The 17,640-nt window shown below is 63.9% G+C and carries 15 protein-coding genes; 7 read left to right on the plus strand and 8 right to left on the minus strand.

The features are described from left to right. Positions 1–118: 118 nt before the first annotated feature. The 6 genes from AC1D05_RS16235 (at position 119) to amaB (ending at position 6,864) form a co-directional block, all read left to right on the plus strand. The gene (locus tag AC1D05_RS16235) at positions 119–1,003 is read left to right on the plus strand and encodes a transglutaminase family protein (protein ID WP_477442008.1); all 885 of its coding nucleotides are present in this window, start codon (positions 119–121) and stop codon (positions 1,001–1,003) included. A 144-nt stretch (positions 1,004–1,147) separates the two neighbouring features. Further along, positions 1,148–2,086 (plus strand): glycosyltransferase family 2 protein, encoded by a 939-nt coding sequence (locus AC1D05_RS16240; protein WP_477442010.1) that lies wholly within the window; start codon positions 1,148–1,150, stop codon positions 2,084–2,086. A gap of 225 nt (positions 2,087–2,311) precedes the next feature. Then, positions 2,312–3,403 (plus strand): DNA topoisomerase IB, encoded by a 1,092-nt coding sequence (locus tag AC1D05_RS16245; RefSeq protein ID WP_477442012.1) that lies wholly within the window; start codon positions 2,312–2,314, stop codon positions 3,401–3,403. A gap of 99 nt (positions 3,404–3,502) precedes the next feature. Beyond that, positions 3,503–3,877 (plus strand): YciI family protein, encoded by a 375-nt coding sequence (locus tag AC1D05_RS16250; RefSeq protein ID WP_477442014.1) that lies wholly within the window; start codon positions 3,503–3,505, stop codon positions 3,875–3,877. After that, on the plus strand, positions 3,874–5,148 hold the full coding sequence (locus AC1D05_RS16255) for an RNA polymerase sigma factor (protein ID WP_477442015.1): 1,275 nt from the start codon (positions 3,874–3,876) through the stop codon (positions 5,146–5,148). The genes AC1D05_RS16250 and AC1D05_RS16255 overlap by 4 nt, the downstream gene beginning before the upstream one ends. A gap of 201 nt (positions 5,149–5,349) precedes the next feature. Then, entirely contained in the window at positions 5,350–6,864 is a 1,515-nt protein-coding gene (gene amaB, locus AC1D05_RS16260; protein WP_477442017.1) for an L-piperidine-6-carboxylate dehydrogenase, read from the plus strand. A 240-nt stretch (positions 6,865–7,104) separates the two neighbouring features. Here amaB and AC1D05_RS16265 read toward each other — a convergent pair whose 3' ends face one another. The 3 genes from AC1D05_RS16265 to AC1D05_RS16275 all read right to left on the minus strand — a co-directional run bounded on the left by AC1D05_RS16265 (position 7,105) and on the right by AC1D05_RS16275 (position 10,231). Then, positions 7,105–7,971 carry a hypothetical protein gene (locus tag AC1D05_RS16265; RefSeq protein WP_477442019.1) on the minus strand — a complete coding sequence of 289 codons (867 nt, stop codon included), beginning with the start codon at positions 7,969–7,971 and terminating at the stop codon, positions 7,105–7,107. A gap of 231 nt (positions 7,972–8,202) precedes the next feature. Further along, positions 8,203–9,069, minus strand: a complete 867-nt coding sequence (locus AC1D05_RS16270) for a hypothetical protein (RefSeq protein ID WP_477442086.1) — start codon at positions 9,067–9,069, stop codon at positions 8,203–8,205. 403 nt (positions 9,070–9,472) lie between these two features. Next, positions 9,473–10,231 (minus strand): SDR family NAD(P)-dependent oxidoreductase, encoded by a 759-nt coding sequence (locus AC1D05_RS16275; RefSeq protein WP_477442020.1) that lies wholly within the window; start codon positions 10,229–10,231, stop codon positions 9,473–9,475. 108 nt (positions 10,232–10,339) lie between these two features. On the opposite strand from AC1D05_RS16275, the gene AC1D05_RS16280 reads away from it, so the two are divergent. Beyond that, positions 10,340–10,495, plus strand: coding sequence for a hypothetical protein (locus AC1D05_RS16280; RefSeq protein ID WP_477442022.1), 156 nt, complete (start codon positions 10,340–10,342; stop codon positions 10,493–10,495). A gap of 13 nt (positions 10,496–10,508) precedes the next feature. Here the strand turns inward: AC1D05_RS16280 and AC1D05_RS16285 are convergent, their stop codons facing one another. The 5 genes from AC1D05_RS16285 to AC1D05_RS16305 all read right to left on the minus strand — a co-directional run bounded on the left by AC1D05_RS16285 (position 10,509) and on the right by AC1D05_RS16305 (position 17,604). Further along, on the minus strand, positions 10,509–13,187 hold the full coding sequence (locus tag AC1D05_RS16285; protein ID WP_477442024.1) for a nitrate reductase: 2,679 nt from the start codon (positions 13,185–13,187) through the stop codon (positions 10,509–10,511). Between the two features lie 2 nt (positions 13,188–13,189). Continuing rightward, entirely contained in the window at positions 13,190–13,519 is a 330-nt protein-coding gene (gene nirD / locus AC1D05_RS16290) for a nitrite reductase small subunit NirD (protein WP_477442025.1), read from the minus strand. Positions 13,520–13,583: 64 nt separating this feature from the next. Next, entirely contained in the window at positions 13,584–16,034 is a 2,451-nt protein-coding gene (gene nirB, locus AC1D05_RS16295; protein ID WP_477442027.1) for a nitrite reductase large subunit NirB, read from the minus strand. 20 nt (positions 16,035–16,054) lie between these two features. Further along, on the minus strand, positions 16,055–17,296 hold the full coding sequence (locus AC1D05_RS16300; RefSeq protein WP_477442029.1) for an MFS transporter: 1,242 nt from the start codon (positions 17,294–17,296) through the stop codon (positions 16,055–16,057). A 116-nt stretch (positions 17,297–17,412) separates the two neighbouring features. After that, positions 17,413–17,604 (minus strand): twin-arginine translocation signal domain-containing protein, encoded by a 192-nt coding sequence (locus AC1D05_RS16305; RefSeq protein WP_258581760.1) that lies wholly within the window; start codon positions 17,602–17,604, stop codon positions 17,413–17,415. Positions 17,605–17,640: the final 36 nt, after the last annotated feature.

Raw genomic sequence — 17,640 nt, forward strand, 5'->3', positions numbered from 1 at the left:
GAAAAGTGTGAAACGGTTTTCCATCCAGAATTGCGTCAAAACAAAGAGTTAGCCAGGTTCCGCAAAAGTGTCGCACGGTTTTGCGACAAGAACCTGCGGCAAAACAAGAAAAGTAGGCATGCTTTACGACATCAGGCTTCATCTCCATTACGATTATGCAGCGGCAGCCGGTGGCGGCCGCCACCAGATCCGCGTGCTGCCATCGACGATATCGGGCGTGCAGCGCGTCATCGCGGCATCCCTGTCCTTCGCGCCGGCGCCCAATGAACGGTCGGATTTTTTGGACTTCTTCGGCAACAACGTCACCTCGATCGCCTTTCGCGACGCGCATGATGAACTTGACATAAGGATGAGCGCACGCGTGTCGGTGTCGCGGCCCGAGCCTGGGCTCGACGTGTCGCCCGATATCGGGCGGTTGAGACAGGAGTTGGCCGCGGTGCGGTCGCTGGCGTCTGCGTCACCGCACCATTTTCTGGCGGGAAGCGCTCACTCCGGCATCGATGCGGCGATCACCGCCTACGCACGCGACAGCATCGTCGGCTCGGCCGCCGGTACGGCAATGAACCTGTGCAACCGCATTCACCGCGATTTCACCTATGATGGTGACGCAACCACGGTGCGGACCCGGGCCAGCGATGCGTTCAAGCTGAAGCGCGGTGTCTGCCAGGACTTTTCGCACATCATGATCGCCGGGCTGCGCGGGTTGGGCATTCCGGCCGGCTATGTCAGCGGCTTCCTGCGCACCATCCCGCCGAAGGGCAAGCCCCGGCTGGAAGGCGCCGATGCCATGCATGCCTGGGTCAAGGTCTGGTGCGGGCGTGACGCCGGCTGGCAGGAGTTCGATCCGACCAACGGCATGCGGGCCAGCAACGACCACATCACTGTCGGCCATGGCCGCGACTATTCCGACGTCGCGCCGATCGTCGGCGTCTTGAAAACCACCGGCGGACAGGTCGGCGAGCAGGCTGTCGACGTCATTCCGGTCGCGCTCGAAAAGGCGTGAAAGCGGACTGAACACGCGCCAAGCATTCCGCCGCTGCAATTCTGGGTGGACTTAAGCGACTTCTCAAACATCGAAGGCGCCGCTAGTCTCTATTCGTTTCGAGGGGATTGTTTTGCTAAAGCGCGCGGGCGCGGGGTCTTGTAATTGAAAGCGGTCAGCGTCGTCATTCCTGCCCACAATGCGGCGAAAACCATCGCCACAACGCTGGCGTCGCTCGCCGGTGAGGCCGAGGTCATTGGTGAGGTCCTGCTGGTCGATGATGCATCGACGGATAACACGGCTGACGTGGCACGGCAGGCTGCGGCGCAACTCACCTTGCCGCTGCGTGTGCTGCCGGCCAGCTGCCACGACGCCGGTGGTGCTCGCAACGTAGCGCTGGCGCAGGCGCTCCAGCCCTGGGTGTACCTGATCGACGCCGACGATTTGCATCTCCAGGGCGGATTGCGCGGGCTGCTCCGTCAGGCGGACGTCCAGCCGAATGTCGACATGATCGTGGGCGCCTACCGGCGACGGGTGAACGGCCAGGATCGGCAGATCAAGGTGCCGAACGGCTATCAAGCTGCATGCCTGGCGAATGCTTCGGCCTATGTGAAAGGCGATATACGCTCCGTCGCCGTGGGTAGCGTGCTGGCATCCCGGCAACTAATCGGCGAGACGCGGTTTCCCGTGGGCCTTGCCTATGACGAGGACACGCTGTTCTGGGCGCGGCTGATGAGCAAGGCATCGCTGGCCATGATTCCGCAACCGGTCATGGTCTATGAGGTTTCGCCGTCCCGTTCCGACGATCGTTTTGCGATCAACCCGGTGCGGCGCTTCCTGGAGTGGCGCCGCGAATTGCGCACGCTCATCGATTGGGGAATCCCGATGTCCGCCCTCAAGACCAGGGAGGGGCTTGTCGCCCTGAAGATTGCCCGTGTTCACTATGCACGAGGCAACCTCGGGATGGCGGCGCGCTTCCTGGCGGTAGCTGCGGCCGCGCCGAAGCGAAAGTCGGACGCTTGGCGCTGTGTCCGCTACAAGGTGAAGATATGGTCCCGGCGCAGGTTTTCCGCGCCGGGAGGCTACATGCAAGACGCTCTATGACAGCGAAGCTGGACTTGGCGGTTGTCGTAATTGAATTTAGCCGACGAGACCAATGCTCGCTTCGAGACAATCGGAGCCGGTCGCGAGTACCTGCCGCACCATGTCGATGATGGCCGGATGTGGATGGCCGATCTCGCGCCCGAGACCAAAAGATAGCATTTCATCCGCTGTTCGGAACCGGCAGCCGATCCGTCGCTTATCTTCGGATAATCCGGTGGAGTGGACATGCTGGACAAATCAGAGGTGCATTTTGGTCGACCGGTTGCAGGGGAAGATCATCTAGGGCGAAGGGCGCAAAGCTCGGCTAGGGACGCCGCACTGATCTATGTCAGCGATGCCGAGCCCGGCATCCGCCGGTTGAAGACAGGCAAGGGATTTTCCTACAAGGGACCGAACGGGAAGCCCGTCTCGGATGCCGCCAGGGCGCGCATCGAGGCGATCGTCATTCCGCCGGCCTGGACGGATGTCTGGATCTCGCCTGATGCCAACGGACATATCCAGGCGACCGGCAGGGATCAGCGGGGGCGCAAGCAGTATCGCTACCATCCGCAATGGGCGCAAGAACGCGATGGCGCCAAATATTCGAGCCTTGTTGCTTTCGCCGAAAGCCTGGCCAAGCTGCGGCGCACGATAGACAGCGATTTGCACCGTCATGGCCTGCCGTTCGAGCGCGTCGTCGCCGCGGTTGTCTGGCTGCTCGACAACACGATGATCCGCGTCGGCAATGCCGCCTATGCGCGCGACAACAAGAGCTTCGGTCTGACGACGTTGCGGGACCGCCATGTCGATATCAAGGGATCGAGCCTGCGTTTTGCCTTCAAGGGCAAGTCCGGCAAGGAATGGAGACTGAAGCTGGTCGATCGCCGCATCGCCGGGATCGTTCGGGGTGCGCAGGACCTGCCGGGCCAGAAGCTGTTCCAGTATCTCGACGAGGACGGCAACAGGCGTCCGGTCCGCTCCGACGACGTCAACCGTTACATCAGGGACGCCGCCGGCGACGCTTTCAGTTCCAAGCATTTCCGGACCTGGGGCGGCACCATCCATGCCGCGTCGTTGTTTGCGCAGACGGAACTGCCAGAAAGCCAGGCGCAGCAAAAGCGGGTGATGAACAGCGTCATCGACAGAGTGGCCGAGCGGCTGGGCAACACGCGCGCCGTCTGCCGCAAATGCTATATCCACCCGCAGGTTTTCGAGGCCTGGTCGAAGGGGCGATTGCTTGATGAAATGGCGCAAGCCAACAAGCGCAAGCGGTCCATTGACGGTCTCGATGACGAGGAAGCGCTTGTGCTGAGATGGTTGAAGACGCACGAAAGGTGACTGGCGGCCACAGGCGGTTGCTTTGTCAGGATTTTTTTATCGACGTCGTGTCGGGATCGGTCTTACTGTTTCGTCCTTTGATACAGAAAAGGACCAACCATGCTCTACGCAATCCTCTGCTATGCCTCCGAAGACGTCGTCAGCTCCTGGAGCAAGGCGCAGGACGATGAAGTCATGGCCAATCTCCTCAACGTTCAGGACAAGTACGCCCAAGCCGGCCGGCTCGGCCCTGTAGCGCGGCTTTTGCCGACGACGGCGGCGACGACGCTGCGGAAAGTCAAAGGCGAATCGGTGGTCATCGATGGGCCGTTCGCCGAGACCAAGGAGCAGTTCCTCGGTTTCTACACGCTGGAATGCGCCGATCTCGACGAGGCCGTCGAATTCGCCCGTGAGCTCTCAGAGGTCAACCCGAGCGGGGGGTCCTATGAGATCCGGCCGGTGTCGGTGTTCAATCCCACCAAGGTGGCCGTATGACCGAACTGGCCTGGATCAGCTCCGCGATCAGCGCCGCCCGCCCGCAGGCGATGGGCGCGCTACTGCGCTATTTCCGCGATCTCGACACGGCGGAGGAGGCTTTCCAGGATGCGTGCCTCAGGGCACTGAAGAACTGGCCGCAGAACGGGCCGCCGCGCGATCCCGCGGCCTGGCTGATCTTTGTCGGCCGCAACAGCGGCATCGATGCGGTGCGCAAGCGCGCCAAGCAGGCGCCGATGCCGGAAGAGGACCAGATCTCCGACCTGGACGATGCCGAGAGCGACATCGCCGAGCGGCTGGACGGGGCGCATTACCGCGACGACATCTTGCGGCTCTTGTTCATCTGCTGTCACCCCGATCTGCCGGCAACGCAGCAGATCGCGGTCGCGCTGCGCATAGTCTCCGGCCTTACCGTCAAGCAGATCGCGCGCGCCTTCCTGGTCGGTGAGAGCGCCATGGAGCAGCGCATCACCCGCGCCAAGGCGCGTATTGCCGACGCCGGCGTGCCGTTCGAGACGCCAGGCGCGGTCGAGCGGTCCGAACGGCTCGCGGCGGTGGCTGCCATGGTCTACCTGATCTTCAATGAGGGCTATTCGACCAACAGCGGCGAGGCACCGGCCCGTGCGCCACTGTGCGAGGAGGCGATCCGGCTCGCCCGGCTGCTGCTTAGGCTGTTCCAGACCGAGCCCGAAATCATGGGGCTGACGGCGCTGCTTTTGCTGCAGCATGCGCGCGCGCCGGCCCGCTTCGACGGAGACGGCGAGATCGTGCTGCTCGAGGACCAGGATCGCGGCCTGTGGAGCCGCAAGATGATCGACGAGGGGCTGGCCCTTGTCGACAAGGCATTGCGCCATCGCAAGCCCGGCCCCTACCAGGTGCAGGCGGCGATCGCCGCCCTGCATGCGCGGGCAGAGAAGGCCGAGGACACCGACTGGGTGGAGATCGACCTGCTCTACGGCCTGCTCGAACAGATGCAGCCGTCACCGGTGATCACGCTCAACCGCGCGGTGGCGGTCTCCAAGGTGCGCGGCCCGGAAGCCGCCCTTGCCATGATCGAGCCGCTGGAGCCGAGGCTTTCCGGCTATTTCCACTTCTTCGGCCTCAAGGGTGGGCTGCTGATGCAACTCGACCGGGGCGAGGAAGCGCGTGTCGCCTTCGATCGCGCCATCGCGCTTGCCAACACGGCGGCGGAAGCGGCCCATATCCGCATGCATATCGACCGCTTGATGAAAGACGGTGCCGTGCGCGCGCCGGCGAAAAAAGCCAACTGAGCGCCATCCGCCTGTCTGGCTCGATCGTCTCTGGCTCAATCGTGTAATTTAGCCTTGGACCATGCCGGGGTGGCGATTTTCCCCTGAAACGCGTAAGGCCACGCCATGACTGTGTCTGGAGTGCCTTTGGCACGCGGGCGAAATGGCGCGAGGCTCTGACCCGACGCCATGTGATGACGACGGGATCTGAAAGGGACAAAAATGACCTTAGCGAAGGAAACGGCTGAGCTTCTGGCGAAACTGGGTGTGGCCAAGGACGCGCTTGTCGGTGGCGACCTCATCGTGCGCAGCCCGGTAACGGGCGAAGAGATTGCCGCTCTGAAGACGATTTCGCCGGCCGATGCGGCCAAGGCCATCGATGCCGCGCACAAGGCGTTCCAGTCTTGGCGGATGGTGCCGGGTCCCCGGCGCGGCGAACTGGTGCGGCTGCTTGGCGAGGAACTGCGTGCGCACAAGACCGAGCTTGGCCGGCTGGTGTCGATCGAGGTCGGTAAAATCCCTTCCGAAGGCCTCGGCGAAGTGCAGGAGATGATCGACATTTGCGATTTCGCCGTCGGTCTGTCCCGACAATTGTATGGCCTGACCATCGCCACCGAGCGTCCGGGCCATCGCATGATGGAAACCTGGCATCCGCTCGGCGTCGTCGGTGTCATTTCGGCCTTCAACTTCCCGGTCGCGGTGTGGTCGTGGAATGCGGCACTGGCGCTGGTCTGCGGTGACGCGGTGGTGTGGAAGCCGTCGGAGAAGACGCCGCTGACCGCACTTGCCTGCGAGGCGATCTTCAAGCGCGCGGTGAAGCGTTTCGGCACTGATGCGCCGCAGGGCCTGGCGCCGGTGCTGATTGGCGACCGCGCCGTCGGCGAAATCCTGGTCGACCATCCCAAGGTGCCGCTGGTTTCGGCCACCGGGTCGACCCGCATGGGCCGGGATGTCGGGCCGCGCCTGGCCAAGCGCTTTGCCCGCGCCGTGCTCGAGCTCGGTGGCAACAATGCCGGCATCGTCTGCCCGACCGCCGATCTCGACATGGCGTTGCGCGCCATCGCCTTCGGCGCCATGGGCACGGCAGGCCAGCGCTGCACGACACTGCGGCGCCTGTTCGTCCATGACAGCGTCTATGACGCGCTGGTTCCGCGGCTGAAGAAGGCCTACGAGAGCGTCTCGGTCGGCAATCCGCTGGAGACGTCCTCGCTGGTCGGGCCGCTGATCGACAAGGCGGCGTTCGATGCCATGCAGAAGGCGTTGAAGGAAGCGGCCGCCCATGGCGGCAAGGTGACCGGCGGCACGCGGGTCGAGAACGGCCACCCCGATGCGTATTATGTGCATCCGGCGCTGGTCGAAATGCAAAGCCAAGTCTCGCCGGTGACCGAAGAGACCTTCGCGCCGATCCTCTATGTGATGAAATATTCGGATTTCGACGCCGTGCTCGACGAGCACAATGCCGTTGGCGCCGGCCTGTCGTCGTCGATCTTTACCCGCGACCTGCAGGAATCCGAGCGCTTCCTCGGTGTCGACGGTTCGGACTGCGGCATCGCCAATGTCAATATCGGCACGTCGGGAGCCGAGATCGGCGGTGCTTTTGGCGGCGAAAAGGAAACCGGCGGCGGCCGCGAGAGCGGCTCCGATGCGTGGAAGGCCTATATGCGGCGCGCCACCAACACGGTGAACTATTCCAAGGCGCTGCCGCTTGCCCAGGGCGTCTCGTTCGACATCGATTGAGAACGGCGAAGTTTGCCTGAGGTCAGTGTCGGTGATGCTCGGCGAGCATCAATCGACACAGGTGGAGGGCGTACATGCCGCAGTGACGCTGGACAGCTTCTGACGCTTGTCCAGCGTCGGTTTTTCGTAACGCTTTTTCATGCAGGCCCCTCTCCAATCATAACGCCGCGCATGGCGACAACTTGAGTGCTAGCGAGCATGACACATTTGTGCATCCCCACACGGGGGATGTCGCACCGGTCAGCGGCCTGTCGCCGAACCAAAGGCTTCGGTGAAGGCGGCATCCATGATGGCCAGCTTCACCGCCTGGGCGGTCATGTATTCCTGGTAGAAATCGGGCGACATCCACATCACCGAATTGCCGCGTTGGCCGAGCCAACCGATGCTGCCGAGGTCTTCGGCATCGCGCAGCTTGCGCGCCAGATGGGTTCGAGACAGCTTGAGCCATTTGGCGAAATCACCGATAGACACGATACCCGTCGGGATTCGATCGAGGCCGGCATGGTCCGGATCGACGCCCGCTATCAGCCAGTCCATGACGACGCCGCCATTGTTGAGCCAGGTGAACAGGGAAAACGTCTGCTTGGGCTCACGTACCGGATTGGACGAGAGCAAGCCATCGGCAATCCGTGGCTGCACCATGGTGAGTGCGTCCGGCCGGGCCAGGAACAGGGCCAGGCGGTTCGCACCGTCAAGACTGTCCAGCGTGTGCAGATGCGCCATCAGCCAGAGGGTAACCGGCTCCAGCGAGGTCACCGATGGCTGCAGGGGGCGGATGCGGCCATCTTGTGTCGCGGGCGCATACTCGATGAAACCGTAGTGCAGCATTTCCTTGATGAAGGCGTCGGCGGTGTTGCGGCTGGCCACGGCATGCTGCCGGATCACGTCGATGAAACGCGCCGCTGTCAGTTCTTTGCGATAGTCGTCAGGCTCGCGCCTGAAATACAGGGCAAGACCGATATGCGCCATCAGCCAGCGTTGCTGCGTGGCGAACACCGAGGAAAGCCGCGGGTTCGTCTCATAGGTCTGGTTCATCGCCTGCGCCTGGACGCGAACATAGCGATGCAATGCCGGATGGCCGGCAATCTCTTCCAATGTGAGCGCCATTCTCCCCCGCTGCGATAAGCCCCCTTGCCGCGAAGACGCAAAACCACATTTTCAGCCTTCGCGGCCCGTGTCCAGACGCTGGCCGTCAATAGTGAGTGAATGTGTACAGTGGGCACAAATCGTGGAGGCGATTCATTGCCTCGGGGAGACGCAGAACCAACTTATCTACTTGTTCTGACGCAATTTCAGACGGAAGACGCGCTTCACGGTTTGCCCCTCGCGCGGCGCTGCTCAGCCACTACCTTGCGATGGCGGAAAGCAGGCCTCAAAGGCGCTGTCGACGACCGCCAGCTTGGCGGCCTGCACGGTCATGTATTCCTCATAGAAGCCGTGCGACACCCACATCACCGAATGGCCACGCTGGCCAAGCCAGCCGATGCTGCCGAGTTCCTCGGCGGTGCGCAGTTTGCGGCCGAGATGGGTCCGCGACAGCTTGAGCCATTTGGCGAAGTCGCCAATCGACACCACGCTGGTCGGTATCCGCTCCAGGCCGGCATGGTCGGGATCGATGCCGGACATCAGCCAGTCCATGACGATGCCGCCATTGTTGAGCCAGATGAACAGGGAAAAGGTCTGGTTGGGTTCGCGCACCGGCTTTGAGGCAAGCAGGCCATCAGCCACCAGCGGCTGCAGCGTGGCAAGCATGTCGGGCCGGTCCAGGTATCTGGCCATCCGGTCGCCGCCATCGATATGGTCAAGCGTGCGCAGATGAGCGATCACCCAGCCGGTGAACCTCTCGATGGTGGCCGCTGTCGGTTGCAGGGGATGCGTGCGGCCGTCGCCGCCCGCCACATACTCGGCGATGTTGTAATACAGCATCTCCTTGATGAAAGCGTCCGCCGTGTTGCGGCTGGCCACGGCATTCTTGTGCACGACCTCGATGAAACGCGAGACTGTCAGTTCCTTGCGGCGGTCGTTCGGATCGCGCCTGAAATGCATGGCCAGGCCGACATGAGCCATCAGCCAGCGCTGCTGCGTGGCAAAAATGGCAGCCAGTCGCGGGCTCTCTTCGTAGATCTGGATCAACGCCAGCGACTGCTCCTGAACGAAGCGATGCAACGCCGGATGGCCGGCAATATCTTCCAAATTCAGCACTATCCTCCAGCTCTTTCGAGTCAACTCCAACAGCGTGGTTTCGTTGCCCATTTTCCAGCCTTCAACACTTGTGTCCAGAGGTACCAAATGCCGAGAACTGGACCGGTCAAAGTGCGACAGGTTGGCGGCGCAACTTGCTAACTAATTGCTATAGCTTGAAAAACCCCTCCCAATAATAGTCAGCCGAACAGCCGCAGGTTGAATTGACCTTCATCAGGGCCGGGCATAGTTTCCGCGTCATCCGAGGGGCGGGGGGCTGCCTTTCGGACATGAATTCGAGAAACGGCGGCAAAGACGAGCGATCAGAGATCGCCCGGCGGCGAAGCCGTGCCCGCATGTACCTCGAATTACGAGTGGCTGGGTGAAGTATAGAAGCAATTGCTTTTGTGGTGGGCGGCCGTGGTGGCTACATGCGCATCAACAGGCCACCGTCGACGGCAAGCTCGATGCCGGTGATGTAGCTCGCGGCGTCGGAGAGCAGGAACAAGGCAGCGTTGGCCATGTCCTGCGGCGTACCGATGCGTCCGAGCGGTGTGTACTCGGCCACGGCCGAGCGCTTCTCCTCGGTGTCCCAGCGCGCCTGCAGCGGGGTCAGCGCCATGCCGGGGCAGATGGCGTTGGAGCGGATGCGCTCGCCGGCAAGCTGCATGGCCAGCGATTTGGAGAGCGCGCAGACCCCTGCCTTCGAAGCCTGGTAGGCGTCTTGTGGTTTCGGATCGCCACGATACCACTGGATGGTCGAGAAATGCACCATGGCGCCACCGCGCCCGCCGGCGCGCATATGCGGAACGACCGACCGTGCGGTGTGGACGAAGGATTTCAGGTTGATCCTGAAGACCTCGTCCCAGACGTCGAGGTCCATCTCGAGCGCCGACTTGTCGCGGCCGAACCAGAGCACGCCGGCGACATTGGCGAGATAGTCGATGCCACCGCGTTCGCGGCCCGCCGTGCCGACGACCTGCTCGACGAAGGCGGCGTCGGTGAGATCGCCCTGGGCGAAGGTGAGCCTGTCGTCATAGGCGGCCAGCGACGCTGGACGGGCCTTGACGTCGATGGCGGTGACGGAGGCGCCGGCGTCGAGCAGGGCGAGTGCGATCGCCTCGCCCATGCCACCGCCGGCGCCGGCGACGACCGCATGCCTGCCAGTGAAATCATAAACGATCATATGAACCCCTCATCTACATTCGCCAATGCGCGATGCCGGGACAATCATGACGCGCTTCCAGCCGCCGGGCAAGGAAAGCGCCTGCGGCGCGCATCAGCATGTCAGCCTATGGCGTTCGCGGCGTCCGATTTCTGTGCCGATGCCTTCGGCGCGGCCTTCCGCGACAATTATGCCGAAAGTCGGCGGGCCGAGCAGGCAGCGTTCGATGCCTGGCAGGCGTCGCACATCACCGACTTCGAATGGCAGCGCTATTTCGTCAGCTAAGGAAGGGCGCCGTTCACTCGGCTGCCTGAACGCGGTTGGCCTGGATGAGGGCGCGGATCTCGGATCGGCAGGAGCCGCAATTGGTGCCGGCCTTCAGCGCGCCGCCGATGGCTTCGACGGTGGTGCAGCCGGCTGTCACGGCCGCCATGATCTGGTTGGCCCCGACGCTGAAACAGGAACAGACAGTGGCACCGGCATCGGGCCGATCGGCACCGGCGCGGCCGGCGACGATCCGGAAGCGTTCGCGCTGGCTGGCGTGAGGCGCTTCCAACTGTTCAGCCGCCCAGCCACGCGAGACGGCGACCGGGCCGGGTGCGACGAACAAGGCGCCGGCAAGGTGCTCGCCGTCGAAAGCGGCTATGCGATGCTGGCCGGCGTCGCGGTCGTGATAGGCGAGCATTTCGGCCGAGGAGGCATTGAAGAGCGAGCCGGCGAAGGCCGTCCAGTCGACAGCGTCGTCGGCAAAGGCTAGCTCGACCCGCCAGCCGCCCTTGCAGCGGGCTGCTGCCCAATAGTCGGCGGTGATCGCTTCGGGACGTTGCCGCGTCACGGCAAAACCAAAGACCTTGGCGGCAAATTTCTCGATGCGGGCCGCGACATGTTTTAGCGCTGGCTGGCCTGAGATTGGGTCAGTGAGCGGCGCGGTCAGCGCGTCGAGCCGGCCTTTTGCCGCGAACTGATCGGTCCAATGCATCGGCGCGAAGACGCTGCCCGGGCGCTGGCGGGGCGTGATCAGGGCACGGACGAGCACGTCACCGCGCGGGCTGGAGATACGCACGATGTCGGCGTCACCGATGCCGTGATGCTGTGCATCCGCCGGGTGGATTTCGACAAAGGGCTCGGCGATGTGCTGGGACAGCCGCGGGCTTTTGCCGGTGCGCGTCATGGTGTGCCAGTGGTCGCGGATCCGGCCGGTGTTGAGGATGAGCGGGTAGTCGGGGGTGGTGCGGCTTTCCGTGGTGGCCCGGATGGCGATGAAGCGCGCCTTGCGGTCGGGTGTGTAGAAGTTGCCGTTGGCGAAGAAGCGGGTGGGTTGCTGCTCGGTCGTGCCGCCCCCGAGGCTCGGCGCTGGCCATTGGAATGGTTCAAGTGATGCGTAGCTTCCAGCATCGGCCCCAGCATGCGCGCCGATATCGAAATCGCGCGCGCCATCATTCTCAAACCCCGACAGTGTCGCGTGCTCGCCAAAAACCTCCGCCGGCGTTTCGTGCGCAAACGCCTCGCCGAACCCCATCCGCCGCGCCACCTCCGCGATGATCCACCAGTCTGGCCGCGCCTCGCCGGGTGCCGTCAAAAACGACCGCTGGCGCGAGATGCGGCGCTCGGAATTGGTGACGGTGCCGTCCTTCTCGCCCCAGGCGGCGGCGGGCAGCCGGACATGGGCGTGACGCACCGTGTCCGTGCTGGCCAGCACGTCCGAGACCACGACGAACGGGCAAGCCTTGATCGCCGCTTCGACGGCGTCGGCATCCGGCATCGAATCGACCGGGTTGGTGGCCATGATCCACAGCGCCTTGATGCGCCCGTCGGCCACGGCTTGAAACATCTCGACCGCCTTCAGGCCGGGCTTTTGGGCAACGGCCGGTGCGTTCCAGAAACGCTGCACACGGTCGCGATGTTCAGGGTTCTCGATCTCCATATGGGCGGCCAGCATGTTGGCCATGCCGCCGACCTCGCGGCCGCCCATGGCGTTGGGCTGGCCGGTCACCGAGAACGGGCCGGCTCCCGGTTTGCCGATCCGGCCGGTGGCGAGATGGCAGTTGATGATGGCGTTGACCTTGTCGGTGCCGGACGACGATTGGTTCACGCCCTGGCTGTAGACGGTCACCGTCCTGGGGGTCGCGGCGAACAGGCTGTAGAAGCGGGTAAGCTCGTCCTCGCTGAGGCCCGTGGCCGCGGCAACGCCGGAAAGGTCGAGCGCCGAGGCGGCGAAAAGCGCTTGGCCGAAGCCGGTCGTGTGCGCGGTGATGTAGGTGCGGTCGAGCGCGTTGTGCTGGCCGAGCCAGGCAAGCAGGCCGGTGAACAGAGCGACGTCGCCATCCGGCGCGATCGCGAGATGCATGTCGGCGATGTCAGATGTCATGGTGCGGCGCGGGTCGATGAGCACGATCTTCATCTGCGGTCGCTTTTCCCGGGCTGCGGCGATGCGCTGGTAGAGCACGGGGTGGCACCAGGCGAGGTTGGAGCCGACCAGCACGATGAGGTCGGCGAGTTCCAGATCCTCGTAGGTTCCCGGCACCGTGTCGGCGCCGAAGGCGCGGCGGTGGCCGGCGACGGACGAGGCCATGCACAGCCTCGAATTGGTGTCGATGTTGGCCGAACCGATGAAGCCCTTCATCAGCTTGTTGGCGAGGTAGTAATCCTCAGTCAGCAACTGGCCCGAGACATAGAAAGCGATCGCATCCGGGCCGTGCTCGGCGATGGTTTGCGAGAAAGTCGATGCGACGAGGTCGAGCGCTTCGTCCCAGCCGGCGCGGCGGCCGTGGATATCGGGATAGAGCAGCCGGCCGTCGAGATCGATGGTCTCGGCCAGCGCCGAGCCCTTGGAGCAGAGCCGGCCGAAATTCGCGGGATGATCGGGGTCGCCGCGGACGGACACTTGCCCGTCCGCGGCGACCTTCGCCAGCACGCCGCAGCCCACCCCGCAATAGGGGCAGGTGGTCCTCACCTCGCGTGCTGCGTCAATCTCCATGGTCAGGCGGCGCGGCTGGCCAGCGCTTCCAGCGCCAGGAAAAGGCGCTCGCCCTCGATCTTGACCGGGATGGTGCGCACCACGCCTTCGTCGGCGCCGAGCGCCTTGCCGGTCTCCAGCGAGATCACCCAATTGTGCAAGGGGCAGGTCACCGCGGTGCCGTGCACGATGCCTTGGCTCAGCGGCCCACCTTTGTGCGGGCAATGGTCGTCGATGGCATAGACCTGATCGTCCTGGGTGCGGAAGACGGCGACCTTGCCTTGCGGCGTGGCAACGCAGCGTGCGCCACGACGCGGGATGTCGGAGAGGGAGCCGATGGCGATCCAGTTCATGTGAATTCCCTTTTTGCGCGTGTTCTTGACCGAAAACCGGTTCCCACTTTTCGGGAACACGCGCTCACTCCGCCGCCTCGGCAAACCCGACCGAAGCCATCGGCCGGAATTCGTGCTTGTCCTTGCCGGACACGCGTTCCGACCACGGATCGACCTGGGCGAATTTCTGGGAAAAGACGAAGCGCTCGTAATAGGCCTTGCGCTTCTCGCCATCGTCCATGATCTGGCGCTTGATCTCGGGGATGCCGATGCGTTTGGCCCATTTGTAGATGCGCTCGAGATAGCGGCCCTGCTCGCGGTACATCTGCGTCAGCGCCACGATGTGCTCCAACGCCTCGTCCTCGGTTCTGACCATGCCGAGCACTTCGGTGCCCTTGATGTCGAGGCCGGCGGCGCCGGCAAAATGGATCTCGTAGCCAGAGTCGACGCAGATGACGCCGACATCCTTGCAGGTCGCCTCGGCGCAGTTGCGTGGGCAGCCCGACACCGCCATCTTGACCTTGGCCGGGGTCCACGAGCCCCACATGAATTTCTCGATGCGGATGCCCAGCCCCGTCGAATCCTGCGTGCCGAAGCGGCACCAGTCAGAGCCGACGCAGGTCTTCACCGTGCGCAGGCCCTTGGCGTAGGCATGGCCGGAGACGAAGCCGGCCTGGCCGAGATCGGCCCACACCGCCGGCAAGTCCTCCTTGCGGATGCCCAGCATGTCGATGCGCTGGCCGCCAGTGACCTTGACCATCGGGATCTCGAACTTGTCGACGACATCGGCGATGGCGCGCAGTTCGGCGGCATTGGTCACGCCGCCCCACATGCGCGGTACCACTGAATAGGTGCCGTCCTTCTGGATGTTGGCGTGGACGCGCTCGTTGATGAAACGCGACTGGTAGTCATCGGCGTAGTCGTTCGGCCAGTCGCAGACGAGATAGTAGTTCAGCGCCGGCCGGCATTTGGCGCAGCCGCAGGAGGTCTTCCATTCCAGCTCCTGCATGACGGCGGGAATGGTCTTCAGGTGCTTGGCTTTGATCAGCCGGCGCACTTCGTCATGGCCGAGCGTGGTGCAGGAGCACATGGGCTGGACTGCCGCCGGGTTGTAAGTGTCGCCGATGGTCAGCACCATCAGCTTCTCGACCAGTCCGGTGCAGGAACCGCAGGAGGCCGACGCCTTGGTGTGGGCGCGCACGTCGTCGAGCGAGGTCAGGCCCTTGGCCGTGATCGCACCGATGATCTTTCCCTTGCAAACGCCGTTGCAGCCGCAGATTTCCGCATCATCCGGCAAGGCTGCAACGGCCGCCATAGGGTCCAGCGGGGCACCCCCCTGGTAGGATTGGCCGAAGATGAGCGTGTCGCGCATCTCCGAAATGTCGGTCTGCTTCTTCTTGAGGTCGTTGAACCAGGCGCCATCGGATGTCTCGCCGTAGAGCACGGTGCCGATGATGCGGTCGTCCTTCAGCACAAGGCGCTTGTAGACACCGGCCGAAGCGTCGCGCAACACGATCTCCTGGCGGTCGTCGCCATCCGCGAAGTCACCCAGCGAGAACAGCTCGATGCCGGTGACCTTGAGCTTGGTCGGCGTGTCCGAATGGACGAACGCGGCCGCCTCGTCGCCGGCAAGCTGGCTCGCGGCCACGCGCGCCATCTCGTAGAGTGGCGCCACCAGACCGTAGACCATGCCATTGACCTCGGCGCATTCGCCGAGCGCGAAGATGTCGGGGTCGTTGCTGCGCATGCCGGCATCAACGACGATGCCGCGATTGACGGCAATGCCGGCCTCCTTGGCGATTGCGGCATTCGGACGGATGCCGACCGCCATCACGACCAGCGTCGCCGGGATGATTGTGCCGTCGGCGAGTTCCACCTGCTCGACCTTGCCGTTGCCTGATATCGCCTGGGTGTTGGCCTTGGTGATGACCTTGATGCCGCGCGCTTCGACCGCGCGCTGCAGGAGGTAGCCGGCAGCGGGATCGAGTTGGCGCTCCATCAGCGTCGGCATGACATGCAGCACGGTGACGTCCATGCCTTGCGCGTTGAGGCCGGCCGCGGCTTCCAAGCCCAGCAGGCCGCCGCCTATGACGACCGCCTTGGCCCGCGACTGGGCGGCAAGCATCATGGCGCGTACGTCATCGAGATCTCGGTAGGTCAGCACGCCGGGCAGATTGTGGCCCGGCACCGGGATGATGAACGGTACCGAGCCGGTGGCGACGACAAGCTTGTCGTAGGGCTCGGTCACGCCGTGATCGGAGGTGACGGTCTTCGCCTGTCGGTCGATGGCGACGATCTTGTGGCCCTTGTAGAGGGTGATGCCGTGCTTGATGTACCAGCCGTCGCCATGGATGATGATTTCCTCATAGGCCTTCTCGCCCGACAGAACCGGCGACAACATGATGCGGTCGTAGTTCACGCGCGGTTCGGCGTTGAAGATGGTGACCTGGTAGCGCCCGGGCGCCTTTTCCAGGAGATGCTCCAGCATGCGCCCGGGGGCCATGCCGTTGCCGATGATGACGAGTTTTTCGGTCATATTGCTGATCCGCTCCGGTCTCACTCAGCCGCGTAGGAAAGGCTTGATGCTTCGGTGGACGCCGCGCGCTCCATCCGCCGGATGGAGACGTGCATCCAGGCCAAGCAGGTGATGACGATGACGAAGAGCAGCATGAAGCAGCTCGACCACACGCCGGTAAGGTCGTTGAGGGCGCCGAAGGCGATCGGCAGGATAAAGCCGCCGAGCCCGCCGATCATACCGACAACACCGCCGACCGCGCCGACACTCTGCGGGTAATAAGCGGGGATGTGCTTGTAGACGGCGGCCTTGCCGAGGCTCATGAAAAAGCCGAGCACGCAGGCGACGGCGATGAAGGCGAGCGGGCCGATCTCGAAATGGAAGGCGATCGGCCCGCTAATGCCGCGCACGACGTAGTCTGCCGAGGGGAGAGACAGAACGAGAGTCGCGACGGCACTGACGGCGAACGTCGAATAGAGCACGGTGCGGGCGCCGATCCGGTCGGAAAGCACGCCGCCATAGGCGCGGAAGACACTCGCGGGAATTGAATAGGCCGCGCCGATCATGCCGGCGGTCGCAAGCCCAAAGCCGTAGACGCCGATCAGGTAGCGCGGCAGCCACAGCGACAGCGCCACGAACGCGCCAAAGGCGAAGAAGTAGTAGAAGGCGAAGCGCCAGACCTGCACATTCTTGAGCGGCGCGAATTCCTGCCAGAAGCTCCTCATCGGTGCCACCTTGCCGGCGCGGCGCTCGCGGATGACGGGATCATCGCCGGTGGTGAACCAGAAGATGGCGGCCATGACGACGAGCGCTGCCGCCCAGATCAGCGCCACCGACTGCCAGCCCCAGGAGAGAAGCACGAAGGGCGCCAGGAATTTGGTGACCGCGGCGCCGACATTGCCGGCACCGAAGATACCGAGGGCCGTGCCCTGCTTGTCGGCTGGGAAGAAGCGCGAGACATAGGATACGCCGACGGCGAAGGAGCCGCCGGCGAGCCCAACGCCGAGCGCGGCAACCAGCATCTGCCCGTAGGTGTGCGCGAAAGCCAGCAGGAAGGTCGCGACCGCCGCCGCAAGCATGGTCGCGGTATAGACCAGCCGTCCGCCAAAGCGGTCGGTCCAGACGCCGAGCACCATGCGCACGAGCGAACCGGTGAGGATCGGCGTGCCGACGAGCAGGCCGAACTGCGTCTCGTTCAGCCCGAGCTCCTGCTTTATGCGCACGCCGATGATTGAGAAGATCGTCCACACCGCGAAGCATACGGTGAAGGCGATGGTGGACATTACAAGCGCCTGCCGGGGAGCACTGTCCTGGCTGGGCGCGGCTGGGAGATTTGCGGTCAATGTCTGGCTCCGGTTTGCGGCGTGGGAGGCGCCACGGATATTTTGTGGGTGAATGGTCAGCGGCGCGGCATCGATGGGTGCAACGAGACCGGGTTCGCGACCGTCAGGTCCTTGCTTTGGGTCTTGGCGCCGATCGGAAACAGCAGGAGCGCGGCGGTGAACAGTGCCGCCGTCAGCGCGCTGCTGGCCAGAAAATCGCGGCGCGTGAAGTCCGCGAGGGACGCGCCAGTTCCGATCCGTTTCGTCATCGTCGTCTCCGGTTGGGCGCCGCTTGGACCAGCGCC

The sequence above is a fragment of the Mesorhizobium sp. P2_E9 genome, from assembly GCF_056403815.1.